At 64.0% G+C, this 12,319-nt stretch carries 11 protein-coding genes; 5 read left to right on the top strand and 6 right to left on the bottom strand.

Annotation, left to right across the window (positions count from 1 at the left end):
• Positions 1 to 6: 6 nt before the first annotated feature.
• The 3 genes from VNK82_13385 to VNK82_13375 form a co-directional block, all read right to left on the bottom strand.
• Entirely contained in the window at positions 7 to 471 is a 465-nt protein-coding gene (locus VNK82_13385; GenBank protein HXE91943.1) for a redoxin domain-containing protein, read from the bottom strand.
• A 261-nt stretch (positions 472 to 732) separates the two neighbouring features.
• Positions 733 to 3,471, bottom strand: coding sequence for an aconitate hydratase AcnA (gene acnA / locus VNK82_13380; GenBank protein ID HXE91942.1), 2,739 nt, complete (start codon positions 3,469 to 3,471; stop codon positions 733 to 735).
• Between the two features lie 185 nt (positions 3,472 to 3,656).
• Positions 3,657 to 4,577: a right-handed parallel beta-helix repeat-containing protein gene (locus VNK82_13375; protein ID HXE91941.1), complete on the bottom strand. Its 921-nt coding sequence runs from the start codon at positions 4,575 to 4,577 to the stop codon at positions 3,657 to 3,659.
• 384 nt (positions 4,578 to 4,961) lie between these two features.
• Here VNK82_13375 and VNK82_13370 point away from each other — a divergent pair, with 384 nt between their 5' ends.
• Together VNK82_13370 and VNK82_13365 are read left to right on the top strand one after the other, a co-directional pair.
• The gene (locus tag VNK82_13370; GenBank protein ID HXE91940.1) at positions 4,962 to 5,282 is read left to right on the top strand and encodes a hypothetical protein; all 321 of its coding nucleotides are present in this window, start codon (positions 4,962 to 4,964) and stop codon (positions 5,280 to 5,282) included.
• Between the two features lie 190 nt (positions 5,283 to 5,472).
• Positions 5,473 to 6,531: a right-handed parallel beta-helix repeat-containing protein gene (locus tag VNK82_13365; GenBank protein HXE91939.1), complete on the top strand. Its 1,059-nt coding sequence runs from the start codon at positions 5,473 to 5,475 to the stop codon at positions 6,529 to 6,531.
• Positions 6,532 to 6,757: 226 nt separating this feature from the next.
• Here VNK82_13365 and VNK82_13360 read toward each other — a convergent pair whose 3' ends face one another.
• Positions 6,758 to 8,092 (bottom strand): Nramp family divalent metal transporter, encoded by a 1,335-nt coding sequence (locus VNK82_13360; protein HXE91938.1) that lies wholly within the window; start codon positions 8,090 to 8,092, stop codon positions 6,758 to 6,760.
• Positions 8,093 to 8,271: 179 nt separating this feature from the next.
• On the bottom strand, positions 8,272 to 8,925 hold the full coding sequence (locus tag VNK82_13355; GenBank protein HXE91937.1) for a metal-dependent transcriptional regulator: 654 nt from the start codon (positions 8,923 to 8,925) through the stop codon (positions 8,272 to 8,274).
• Positions 8,926 to 9,037: 112 nt separating this feature from the next.
• Between VNK82_13355 and purD the strand changes: the two genes are divergently transcribed.
• The 3 genes from purD to VNK82_13340 are packed head-to-tail and all read left to right on the top strand — an operon-like array spanning position 9,038 to position 11,381.
• Complete coding sequence (purD, locus tag VNK82_13350; GenBank protein HXE91936.1) at positions 9,038 to 10,315, top strand: phosphoribosylamine--glycine ligase; 1,278 nt, start codon at positions 9,038 to 9,040, stop codon at positions 10,313 to 10,315.
• A gap of 43 nt (positions 10,316 to 10,358) precedes the next feature.
• Positions 10,359 to 10,859 carry a 5-(carboxyamino)imidazole ribonucleotide mutase gene (gene purE / locus VNK82_13345; protein ID HXE91935.1) on the top strand — a complete coding sequence of 167 codons (501 nt, stop codon included), beginning with the start codon at positions 10,359 to 10,361 and terminating at the stop codon, positions 10,857 to 10,859.
• Between the two features lie 18 nt (positions 10,860 to 10,877).
• Positions 10,878 to 11,381, top strand: coding sequence for a DinB family protein (locus tag VNK82_13340; GenBank protein ID HXE91934.1), 504 nt, complete (start codon positions 10,878 to 10,880; stop codon positions 11,379 to 11,381).
• Positions 11,382 to 11,384: 3 nt separating this feature from the next.
• Here VNK82_13340 and galU read toward each other — a convergent pair whose 3' ends face one another.
• On the bottom strand, positions 11,385 to 12,266 hold the full coding sequence (gene galU / locus VNK82_13335) for a UTP--glucose-1-phosphate uridylyltransferase GalU (protein HXE91933.1): 882 nt from the start codon (positions 12,264 to 12,266) through the stop codon (positions 11,385 to 11,387).
• Between the last annotated feature and the right edge of the window lie 53 nt (positions 12,267 to 12,319).

The following is a 12,319-nucleotide window of genomic DNA, read 5'->3' as shown; positions in this document are numbered from 1 at the left end:
GTGAAATCACTTCAGCTTTTCCAACACGGCGAACACCTCGGCATTGGGCGGTTGCTCGCCCAGGTCGTAGACGCGGCTGAAGGCGATCTTGCCGTCCTTATCCACCACGAACACGGCGCGCTCGTTGATGCCGGGGATGGGCGGGCCTTCGCGGAAGGCGCCGTAGGCGCGCGCCACCGCGCCGTGCGGATAGAAGTCGCTGCACAGCGGGTAGTGCAGCAGACCGATGTCGTGCTTCTGCCAGCCGAGGTGGCAGAAGGTCGAGTCCACGCTGATGCCCAGCACCTGGGCATTGAGGCCGGCGAACCTGGCGAGCTCGCGGTCGTACGCCGGCATCTGCATGGCTCAGGTGGGCGTCCAGGCGGCGGGAAAGAACGCCAGTACGACGTGCTGCTTGCCGCGATAGTCGGCGAGTTTCACCTGGTGCTTGCGCTCGCCGGTGACCGCGGGCAGGTCGAAGTCGGGCGCCATCGCTCCGACTTGCAATAAGGACATGATTCCTCCGGTGCTATTCCGAACAGACGGGTGAATGTTTCAGTGTATTGAGTGAAACGGAACCAGGCAAGCGACGAAACCCGGATCCTTCGCTCGGGTTTCCCAAGCTGGAGAAAACGCTTGGGTCCCTCCCTCGCTCAGGATGACGGCATTCCACACGAAGCAACCACTCTGCCGCAACGAGGGATGACACTGTTCCATTTCTCGGCGTCCTCTGCGCTCTCGGCGGTGAAAGCTTTACGCCTTCTCCAGCAACTGGCGCAGCACATAGTGCAGGATGCCGCCGTGCTGGTAGTAGAGCACTTCCTGCGGCGTATCGATGCGCACGGTGGCGGGAAACTCCGTGATCTTGCCGCCGGGCGCCGTGGCGCGCACGGTGACGGTGCGCCCGCTCTTGAAACCTGAATCGAGCAGCGCCTTAAGGCCCACGATGTCATAGGTCTCTTCCCCCGAAAGGCCGAGCGAGTCGGCGCTCTGGCCGGCGGCGAACTCCAGCGGCAGGATGCCCATGCCCACCAGGTTCGAGCGGTGGATGCGCTCGTAGCTCTGCGCGATGACGGCGCGCACCCCGAGCAGATAGGGCCCTTTGGCGGCCCAGTCGCGCGACGATCCCGAGCCGTACTCTTTCCCGGCCAGCACCACCAGCGGCACGTTTTCGGCGCGATATTTCACCGACGCGTCGAAGATGGACATGACTTCGCCATCCGGCAAGTGTTTGGTCACGCCGCCTTCCGAGCCAGGCACCATGAGGTTGCGCAGACGGACGTTGGCGAAAGTGCCGCGCACCATCACTTCGTCGTTGCCGCGGCGCGAGCCGTAGGAGTTGAAGTCGGCAGGCTTGACGCCTCGCGAAATCAGATATTGCCCGGCGGGGCTGTCTTTCTTGATGGAGCCGGCGGGCGAGATGTGGTCGGTGGTGACGCTGTCGCCCAGTTTCGCCAGCACGCGCGCGCCGCGGATCTCGGTGATGGGCGGCGGCGTCCCGGTCATGCTCTCGAAGTACGGCGGATGCTTGATGTAGGTCGAGTCCTTGTCCCAGGCGTAGGTCTTGCCGCTGGGCACGGGCATGGACTTCCAGCGCAGGTCGCCCTCGAAGACTGAGGCGTAGGTCTTCTGGAACTGGGAGGAGGCGAGCGACTTCTCGATGGTCTCGGCGATTTCCTTTTGCGAAGGCCAGATGTCGCGCAGGTAGACGGGCTGGCCGTCGCGGCCTTTGCCGAGCGGCTCTTCGGCGAGGTTCACGTCCATGCGGCCGGCCAGCGCGTAGGCCACCACCAGCGGCGGCGACGCCAGGTAGTTGGCGCGCACATCAGGGTTGATGCGGCCCTCGAAGTTGCGGTTTCCGCTGAGCACCGAGGCGACTACCAGATTGTTCTCCTGGACGGTCTTTGCGACTTCCGGCGGCAGCGGGCCGGAGTTGCCGATGCAGGTGGTGCAGCCGAAACCCACGGTGTGGAACTTCAGCTTTTCGAGATAGGGCATCAGGCCGGAGGTTTGCAGGTACTCGGTGACGACTTTCGAGCCGGGCGCGAGCGAGGTCTTCACCCAGGGCGGAACTTCCAGTCCTTTCTCGACCGCTTTCTTGGCCAGCAGGCCGGCCGCAACCATCACCGAGGGGTTCGAGGTGTTGGTGCAACTGGTGATGGCGGCGATGACCACGCTGCCGTGCTTCAGGTTCTTGCAGTAATCGCCGTTGCCGCTGCCGCCGTTTCCGTAAGGATGGCCGCCTTCGCCTTCCCAGCGCGCCACCTGCTCCGGCCGCTTGGGATTGGGCTTGATGAGCGAGGGCAGGGCCTCGGCGAAGTTCGCTGCGGCTCGGGAGAGCGACACCCGGTCCTGCGGACGTCGCGGCCCGGCGAGCGAGGGCTCGACCGCGCCCAGGTCGAGCTCGAGCGTATCCGAGTACTCGGCGTCGGGCGTCTCCGGCGTATGGAACAGTCCCTGCTCTTTGCAATACGCCTCGACCAGCGCGACCTGCTCCTCCGAGCGCCCGCTGAAGCGCAGGTAGCGCAGCGTCTCGGCATCCACGGGAAAGATGCCGCAGGTGGCGCCGTATTCCGGCGCCATGTTGGCGATGGTGGCGCGGTCGGCCAGCGGCAGGTTGGCCAGGCCGGGTCCGAAGAACTCGACGAACTTCCCCACCACGCCTTTCTTGCGCAGCATCTCGGTGACGGTGAGCACGAGGTCGGTGGCGGTGGAGCCTTCACGCAGCTTGCCGGTCAGGCGAAAACCCACCACCTGCGGGATGAGCATGGAGACGGGCTGGCCGAGCATGGCGGCCTCGGCTTCGATACCGCCTACGCCCCAACCCAGCACGCCCAGGCCGTTGATCATGGTGGTGTGGGAATCGGTGCCGACCAGCGTGTCCGGATACGCAAGCGGCTTGCCGTCGGCGCCGGGCGCGGCGAAGACCACGCGCGCCAGGTACTCCAGATTCACCTGGTGGCAGATGCCGGTGGAAGGCGGCACGACGCGGAAGTTCGCAAACGCCGTCTGTCCCCAGCGCAGAAAGGCGTAGCGCTCGCGGTTACGCTGGTATTCGATCTCGGCGTTGAGGTCGAGCGCCTTGGGCGAGCCGAATTCGTCCACCTGCACGGAGTGGTCGATCACCAGCTCGGCGGGCTGCAGCGGATTGATGCGCTCGGGATCGCCGCCCAGGCGGACCATGGCGTCGCGCATGGCGGCGAGATCCACCACCGCGGGGACGCCGGTGAAGTCCTGCATCAGGACGCGCGCGGGCGTGAAAGCGATCTCGCGCGCGGGCTGCGCTTTCGGGTCCCAGGAAGCCAGGGCGCGGATGTCGGCGGCGCGCACGGCGCGGCCATCCTCGGTGCGCAGCAGGTTCTCCAGCAGAATACGCAGCGAGTAGGGCAGGCGGCGCGTGTTCAGACCCTGCTTGTCGAGCGCGTCCAGGCGATAGAGCTGGTATTCCTTCGCGCCCACGCGGAAAGAAGAGCGGCTGGAGAAACTGTCCATGGCTGGCTCCCGAGAGAGAAGGACAACAGTAAATTCTACACTTCGCTCATCGGGTCATGGGGTCATGTAAAGAGAGGGGCATTTGGTGACTGTACCCCATGTCTGCGCGATGTGGTTCCGCGCAGACCTGGGGCGCAACCATCTTCTTGCATCGGTAACGATGTCACCTCACTTTCCGGCGGCCGCTAGGGATTGTGGCACGGAAACTTACCTGTGGCGTTGCTGAATGTGCCGCTACACAACACATCGCCCCCGGTGTTTCCGGTCATGGTCGCGTTTCCGCCGACGAAGGCGAACGATGAGTCGCCTACATCAACGCCCGCACCATTGTTGCTTATGCTGTTGCCTGTTCCGGCAAACCGCAGAACCGACGCCATGAACATCGCGACTCCCGGTCCACCAGTGTTTCCTGTTACGTTCGCAGCGTTTTGCCCGACAAATACTGTGGAGTTGATTTCCATAAATACACCAGCATTCGCGTTGCCGCTGATGGTAGTCGGGCCAGTCCCACCGTTTGTGATACGCAACAAGCTGTGGCTCGACACGTAAACACCCACATCCTGGTTGTCCTGGATGGTGGAGTTGAAAACTACAGTTTCGCCCCCGTAGATCGTGGTCAGCCCGATTGCGCTGTCCTGAAGCGTGCTGTTTTGGATTTCTGCAGCGCTCTGGCGGCCGATGAACACAGCGGAGTCTGCGGCTCCCTGGACGGTGTTGTTCCACAGAACACATGAGCTGTAGGCAAAGCAGGCGATGCCCTCGACGCCCCCGTTGATGGTGAAGCCTTCGATCCTGACCTGGCGAGAACCAACAACGTCTATGACGTCGTTATCGTCCGGCACCGCCGGTGTCGGGTCGTTTATGCTGGCCCCGGTGGTGGATACCAGCTTCAGACTGTCGAATTGATCGATCAGCAGCGCCTCATTGCAGACACCGGAGACGGTGATGGTGTGCGGCCCCTGCTTGCTGAGCGAGTTGATGGCCGCCTGGATGGAGTTGTTCTTCTTGGCGCCACAGTTCACGTTGACGTCCGTGGCGTGGGCGGAAACCGCTGCCAGCAGCAGGATGCCAAGCGCCGCAAGTACGTAGGCTGTGCGGAGTTTCATACTGTCTCTCCTGGGAAACGAATTGTCTTGTGAACGGCGCGCTCCGCGAAGGGGAGCTTGAGCGCGACAGAAAGGGCCGCGGAGTCGCCTTGTGGAATCGGGATGCTATAGACACATCGAGTCGCATGTCAAGCCGCGCACCGTTGCCTGTGACATGCGCGGCGCCCCTGCGCTCACGAAGGTGAGATCGTTCGTGCCTTCCTGCAACTTTCCTCTTGACATCTGCATCTCATTGTCATATGCTGTGTGAAGTATTGACTATGAGAATATAACTCCTTATTTGCGGGGAACTTGCCTCTAACTCCTTTGTTTCCGGGGATCTTCCGGGACTTTGCCACCCTAACTCGTTGATTCCATTAGTTGGGTAGGGGGAAGGGGGTATCCATGAACGACTCCTTGGCAAAACTCGAGCTGGCCCGTAACGCGCCACGCTGCAATCACTTCAAGGCGGATGGCCGTCGCTGCGGCTCGCCCGCCATCAAGGGGAAAAGGCTCTGTTACGCCCACCTCCGGGCCCGTTATCCGCAGAAAAACGGCCTCCTGCCCGCCCTCCGGGACGACGAGGCCGTGGCCTGCGCCGCTATGCAGGTCGCCCGCGCCCTGACGGAGCAGTCCCTCGACCCGCGCACCGCGTCCCTCTTGCTGTGGTCGCTGCAGATCGCCAAGTCCACTTTTCGAGGTGACGATGACAAGATGACCAGATGACTCGATGACCACATGACCAGATAACTCGATGGCCCACGTCACAGAGCAAGGTGTAACTCCTTGACAAGCGTGAGGTGCAGGAATACCATGACCGGCCCACAGGGCGACTCCGCGGTCCTTTTGTCGCGCTCACACTCCCCTCTGCGGAGCGCGCCGTTCACAAGACAATTCGTTTCCCAGGAGGGACAGTATGAGACTCCGCACAGCTTACGTGCTTGCGGCGGTTTGGGTATTGCTGCTCACAGCGGGTTCGGCATACGCGGCCGACGTCACCGTGGATTGCAACAAGAAGAAGACCATCAATGCAGCCCTGGCCGGGCTCAGCAAGCAAGGGCCGCACACCGTCACGGTTTCGGGTACGTGCAATGAGAATGTGGTCATCGACGGGTTCGATACGTTGACGCTGATAGGCACGGCCGGGGCCAGCATCAACGACCCCACGCCGGGGAACCTGGCAGACAACGACGTGGTGGACATCCTCCAGTCCCGCAACGTGACCGTGCAGGGCTTTACCATCAATGGTGGTATTGAGGGCGTGGCGTGCATCCAGTTCAGTGTGTGCTATCTGCGGGAACTGCTCGTGCAGGGTCAATCGGGCGACGGCGTAATCTACGCTCGAAGCTCCGGGTTTGTGGACAACACTACCATCCAGAACACGCTCTTTGCCGGCTTCCAGGCAGTCAACAGCAGCAATGTGATCCTGGGTAGCAACTTGTTCGGCACACCCGGAACCACCACCATCCAGAACAACGGCACCGAGGAGAATGGAGGGTTCGGTGTCAATGCAAATCACGGAAGCAACCTGACGTTGGTTGGGGTGACGGTTCAGGGCCACGCCTATGGAGATGGTGTGAGTGCTAATTTTGGCGCATTTCTGCGTCTGCTGGGATCGAACACCATTACAGCAAACGCCGGGAATGGCATCAGCATCAGCGGTGCATTAGCGCGGATCCAGGCTGCCGGCGAAACGGTTTCAATCACCAACAATGGTGGGAACGGCGTGAATCTGGCGAATACTTCCACCTTCCAATCGCAAGGAGGAACCCTAACCGTGACCGGCAACACCGGAAACGGGATTCGCATTGGCCACCTCTCATTTGTGCGCTTGGCCGCTGGGAGAACGATCAGCGGGAACGGTTCGCCGGACGTGAATTGCTCGGTGTCAACCGCGAAGACGGAAGGCGTGGGCGACAGCAGCAGTCCGAACCTGGGAGGCGGGACGACGAACTGCACGGAGCCGGCGCCGTAGGGCTGCGACGGTGGCTTCGGAGGGAGCGCGGGTGTCTGCCCTTGTCGCCCGCCCTCCTTCCACGTCCGTCGTGGCGGAGTCGGGCGGGCTCGAGTCGTGGTAGCAGCCCTAGAGACGTTGCTTGCAACGTCTCGCGAGACGCAGCAAGCTGCGTTTCTACGCGGTGTGGGCCTGAGGAGCGGATGTTGCAATCACGCGATGGCCCGTCGGCCGGTTCACGCGACGGCTACCCGACCGTCCACATGCGGAAGGTCTGCACCAGCAGCCAGGCGTTGAGCGCAGCGATGAGGACGGCGACGGTCCAGGAAAGGGCCTTGACCCAGCCGGGGTCCGCGAACTCGCCCATCTTGCGCCGGTCGCTGGTGAACATCACCAGCGGGAAGACGGCGAAGCTCAACTGCATGCTGAGGATCACCTGGCTCAGGATGAGCAGGCGGGCGGTGCCGCTTTCCCCGTAGTAGAGAGTCACCAGGACGGCGGGCACGAGCGCCACCAGCCGGGTGATGAGGCGGCGCAGCCAGGGCTTCAAGCGGATGCGCAGGAAGCCCTCCATCACCACCTGCCCGGCGAGCGTGCCGGTGAGGGTGGAGTTCTGGCCGGAGGCCAGCAGGGCCAGGGCGAACAGGGTGCTGGCGCCGGTGACGCCCAGCAAAGGCGTCAGCAGGTGGTAGGCCTGGCCGATCTCGGCCACCTGGCCGTAGCCGTTGCGATAGAACGTGGCTGCCGCGACGATGAGGATGGCGGCGTTGACGAATAGCGCGAACATCAGCGCGACGGTCGAATCCAGAGTGGAAAACTTGATGGCCTCGCGCATGCCCTCGCGCGTGCGCTCGAAATTGCGCGTCTGCACGAGGGAGGAATGCAGATAAAGATTGTGCGGCATCACGGTCGCTCCCAGGATGCCGATGGCGATATAGAGCATCTCGGGATTGGTGATGATTTGCGGCGAGGGAACGAAGAAGCCATGGGCGATGGCGCGAATCTCGGGGCGCGAGAAGACGATCTCCAGCGCGAAACAGAAGCCCACTACGCCCAGGAGCGAGATGACCAGCGCCTCGATGTAACGGAAGCCGCGGTTCTGCAGATAGAGCACGAGCAGGACGTCGAGCGCGGTGAGGCACACGCCCCAGATCAGCGGGATGCCGAACAGCAGTTGGAGCGCGATGGCCGAGCCGATGACTTCGGCCAGGTCGCAGGCGGCGATGGCGACCTCGCACAGCACCCACAGGCCGAAGGAGACCGGCCTGGAGTAATGGTCGCGGCAGGCCTGGGCGAGATCGCGGCCGGTGACGATCCCCAGCTTGACGGCCAGGCTCTGCAGCAGGATGGCCATCAGGTTGGAGAGCATGATGACCGAGAGCAGGGCGTAGTTGAAGCGCGAACCGGCGGCCAGGTCGGTGGCCCAGTTGCCGGGATCCATGTAGCCGACGGCTACCAGATAGCCGGGGCCGGCGAAGGCCAGCATCTTGCGCCAGAATCCGGCGGCGGCCACGGGCAGACTGCGATGCACCTCCGGGAGGCTGGGGGTGTCGACTTCGAAGCGCCAGGGACGAGTGCTCATGGGCTGCTGCGGTGGTTTCCGCAATGAGGCGCGGAACAAATCACACAATGATTCTATATTTAACCTAGGTTAATCAGCCAGTGTTACCTGGGATTCATCACAAGGCAGTGTGAGGAGAGATGCGCTCGGCGGCAGGATGCCGCCGGTACAGCCGGCCAGACGCCGGCGCTACATCGAAGTCAGCCGCGGGCAGCGACCCAGACCTTCTCCGCCACCGGGCCGCCGATGGAGATGCGGGCCGACCCCGCCCTGACGGTCATGGTCTGGTCATAGTTGCGGGTGAGCACCTGGAGGCGGACGCCGGGGCGGATGCCGCGCTGCTCCAGGAATTCGAGCAGGTCGCGATCGCGCTCGTAGACGCTGGAGACGGTGTAGCTGCCGGGCGCGGCTTCCGAAAGCAGCTTGAGCCCGCGCCGGCGGCGGGCGGCGGGGTTTTCCGGCGTGACCGGGTTGCCGTGGGGGCAGACGCCGCCGCGGCCCAGCTTCTGCGCCAGCTTGCGTTCGAAATCGGCGGAAACGGCGTGCTCCAGCCGCTCGGCTTCGTCGTGCACCTTGTGCCACTCCATGCCGAAGACTTCGGAGAGCATGCGCTCGATGAGGTGATGGCGCTCGGCGGTGCGCTGCGCGATCTCGCGACCGGCGCCGGTGAGCTGCACGCGGCCGTCCTTCTGCACGCGCACCAGGCCGTCCTTGCGCAGCCGCCGCAGGGCCATGGTGACTGCCGGCGCGGAAACATCGAGCCAGTGCGCCAGGGTGGCGGAAATCACCGTCTGGCCCTCGCTCTCGGCCTCCAGGATGGCCTTGAGGTAGTCCTCTTTGGAGATGGTGATCACGGAGAGGCCATTATACGAGTTCAGAGTATCGAGTACCGAGTTGCGCGTGCCTCCATTCGATTGACTTACAGCGCCGTGGAACCTACTCTTTTGATTCCCCATCTAACCTCGTATGCGCGTCCTGGTCATTGGCGGCGGCGGTCGCGAGCACGCCCTGGTGTGGAAACTGCGGCAGTCGCCCAAAGTCACGGAGGTGATCTGCGCGCCGGGCAACGGCGGCATCGCCGAGGACGCTGAATGCGTGCCGGTCGATGCGGGCTCGGTGGAGGCTCTGACGCAGGTCGCGCAGAAGGTTCGTCCCGACCTGACGGTGGTCGGGCCGGAATTGCCGCTGGCGCGCGGCGTAGTGGACGAGTTCCAGGCGAGAGGATGGCGCATCTTCGGGCCGACGCGGGCAGCCGCGCGGCTGGAGTCGAGCAAGAGCTTCGCCAAGGAGTTCATGCAGCGCATGAAAATCCCGACCGCGCACTACGCCGTCTGCCTTTCGCCGGCGGACGTGAAGGATGCGCTGCCGCACTTCCATGCGCCGCTGGTGGTCAAGGCCGACGGCCTGGCGGCCGGCAAAGGCGTGGTCATCGCTGCGACCAAGGAAGAGGCCGCCAGCGTGGCGGCGGAGATGCTGAGCGGCGCCCGCCTGGGCGAGGCCGGCACGCGCGTGGTGCTGGAGGAATGTCTGGAGGGCGAGGAGCTCTCTTTCCTTGTGCTTTCCGACGGCGAGCGCGTGGCGCCGCTGGTGGCTGCGCAGGATCACAAGCGCGTCGGCGACGGCGACACCGGACCCAATACTGGCGGCATGGGCGCGTACTCGACGCCCGGCCTGCTCGATCCGCACATGAGCGACTGGCTGCTGCACCACGTAGCCCGGCCGGTGATCGAGGGCATGCGGGCGGAGGAGGCGGAATACCGCGGCATCCTGTACTGCGGGTTGATGATGACCGCGCGCGGCCCCATGGTGCTGGAGTTCAATTGCCGCTTCGGCGACCCGGAAACGCAGGCCATCCTGATGCGCCTGGAGAGCGACCTGCTGGGCGCCTTCATCGCCTCCGTGGAAGGGCGCGTAAGCGAGGGCGACCTGCGCTGGTCGAGCGGGTCAACTACGTGTGTAGTGATTGCGGCGGCCGGCTATCCCGGGAGTTACGAAAGCGGCAAGCGGATCGAGGGCCTGGAGGATGCGGCCCGGGTTGAGGGCGTCAAGATCTTCCATGCGGGCACGGTCCGGCGCGACGGCGGCTACTTCACGGCTGGCGGGCGGGTGCTGAACGTCTGCGCCCACGCGGCCGACCTGGAAACGGCAGTAGAAAGAGCTTATCAAGCGGCGGCGAAGATCCACTTTGAGGGCATGCACTACCGCAAGGACATCGGAGCAAGGGCTCTGAAAGCTAAGGCGTAGGAGTCGCGGTTTCGAGAAACGGGAAACGAGGAACGAGAAACGCATGAAAAAACCGCAGGTAGCAATCGTGATGGGCAGCGACACCGACCTCGAGATCATGAGCGAGGCGGCCAAGGTGCTGGATGAATTCGGCATCGCCTACGAGATGGACGTGACCTCGGCACACCGCTCGCCGGCGCGCACGGCGGAGTTCGCGGCGGGCGCGGCGCGGCGCGGGCTGAAGGTGATCATTGCGGGCGCCGGCGGCGCAGCCCATCTGGCGGGCGTGGTGGCCGCGCATACCACCCTGCCGGTGATCGGCGTGCCCATTCCTTCGACGTCGCTCGGCGGGCTGGACTCGCTGTTGGCGACGGTGCAGATGCCGGCCGGCATCCCGGTGGCGACGGTGGCCATCGGCAAGGCGGGCGCGGCCAACGCGGCGGTGCTCGCGGCGCAGATGCTGGCGCTCAGCAGCGCGACCCTGGCCAAGAAGCTGGACGCCTACAAGCAGAAGCTGGCGCGCAGCGTGGAAGAAAAATCGGCGAAGTTGAAAGCTGTCACCTAGAAGCGACGGGAGAGAACCATGGCAGAGATTGCGGCGTTGCCCTTCGACAAGCTGATCGAATACGAGGAGGAGGAAGCGCAGAAGTGGGAAAAATGGCTGCGCACGCAGCCGCCCAAGGCGCTGGAGGTGCCGGTGGGCACCGGCGACACGGCGACCGTGCGCGGACTCATCTGGCACATCTGCGCCGTCGAATACCGCCACGCTCAGCGGCTGCTGGGCGAGCCGCCGGCTTCGCCGGAAGAACTGCGCCGGGAATCGCTGGACGACATCTTCCGTCTGGGCGACACGGCCCGCATGAAGATGACTTCATTCCTGGCCGGAGCCACGGACGCGGTACTCAATGAGACCATCACCTTCGAGACGCGCACTGCGGGTACGTTCACCAGCAGCCGGCGCAAGCTGCTGACGCATATCCTGTTGCATGGCATCCGTCATTGGGCGCAGATTGCCACCGCCCTCCGCCAGGCCGGCTACAAGCAGGACTGGCAGCACGATTTTCTGATGACGGAAGTAATGAAATAGCGGTTAGAGCTTCAGTCCTTTCAGCCAGGCGCGCAGGTCGGGGCCGAGATCCGGGCGCTTGAGGGCGAGTTCGACCGTGGCCTGCAGGAAGCCGAGCCGGTCGCCGGCGTCGTACCGCCGGCCTTCGAAGACGTAGCCGTAGACTTTTTCCTTCTCCAACAGCAGACGAATCGCGTCGGTGAGCTGGATCTCACCCAGGCGGCCGGCGGGTGTCCGCTCCAGGATGTCGAAGATGGCGGGGGTGAGGATATAGCGACCGATCACGGCCAGGTTCGAGGGGGCTTCCGAGGGCTGCGGTTTCTCCACCAGGTTGCGGATATCGTACAGGCGGCCGGCGAAGCGGCCGTTGGTGGGCTTGGCATCGAGCACGCCATAGGCGGCGATGGCGGGCCCTTCTACTACTTGTGTAGCAATGACGGAGGCGCCGGTTTCCTGGAAGACCTCGACCATCTGCGCCAGGCAGGGACGAGGCGCGTCGATGACGTCGTCGGCCAGCAGCACGGCGAAGGGCTCGTTATTGACCAGCTCCCTGGCCATGAGGACGGCATGGCCCAAGCCGAGCTGCTCCTTCTGGCGCACGTAGGCCACGTGGATCATGTCGGAGATCTGGCGGACGATGGCCAGCAGGTCGGCCTTGCCGCGGTGCTCGAGCATGTGCTCGAGCTCGTAGCTGTTATCAAAGTGGTCCTCGATGGCGCTCTTGCCGCGGCCGGTGACGATGATGATCTGGTCGAGGCCGGCGGCCAGCGCCTCTTCGACGCCGTACTGGATGATGGGCTTGTCCACCAGCGGCAGCATCTCCTTGGGCTGCGCCTTGGTGGCCGGCAAAAAGCGCGTGCCCAGGCCGGCGGCGGGGAAGACGGCTTTGCGGATGCGCGGCGGCATGAAAGGTGCGAGCGGCGATTATAACCGCCAAATTTCACATCGATGAAGAAACC

The sequence above is a fragment of the Terriglobales bacterium genome (assembly GCA_035573675.1).
Classification (GTDB): domain Bacteria; phylum Acidobacteriota; class Terriglobia; order Terriglobales; family Acidobacteriaceae; genus DATMAB01.
This window is presented reverse-complemented; position numbering and strand designations above follow the sequence as displayed.

Excerpts from the sequence above, each read along its gene's own strand:
- VNK82_13340 (HXE91934.1), top strand. The coding sequence starts at position 10,878 with ATGGCAGAGATTGCGGCGTTGCCCTTCGACAAGCTGATCGAATACGAG.
- purE (HXE91935.1), top strand. The coding sequence starts at position 10,359 with ATGAAAAAACCGCAGGTAGCAATCGTGATGGGCAGCGACACCGACCTC.
- acnA (HXE91942.1), bottom strand. The coding sequence starts at position 3,471 with ATGGACAGTTTCTCCAGCCGCTCTTCTTTCCGCGTGGGCGCGAAGGAA.
- galU (HXE91933.1), bottom strand. The coding sequence starts at position 12,266 with ATGCCGCCGCGCATCCGCAAAGCCGTCTTCCCCGCCGCCGGCCTGGGC.
- purD (HXE91936.1), top strand. The coding sequence starts at position 9,038 with ATGCGCGTCCTGGTCATTGGCGGCGGCGGTCGCGAGCACGCCCTGGTG.
- VNK82_13370 (HXE91940.1), top strand. The coding sequence starts at position 4,962 with ATGAACGACTCCTTGGCAAAACTCGAGCTGGCCCGTAACGCGCCACGC.
- VNK82_13360 (HXE91938.1), bottom strand. The coding sequence starts at position 8,092 with ATGAGCACTCGTCCCTGGCGCTTCGAAGTCGACACCCCCAGCCTCCCG.
- VNK82_13365 (HXE91939.1), top strand. The coding sequence starts at position 5,473 with ATGAGACTCCGCACAGCTTACGTGCTTGCGGCGGTTTGGGTATTGCTG.
- VNK82_13375 (HXE91941.1), bottom strand. The coding sequence starts at position 4,577 with ATGAAACTCCGCACAGCCTACGTACTTGCGGCGCTTGGCATCCTGCTG.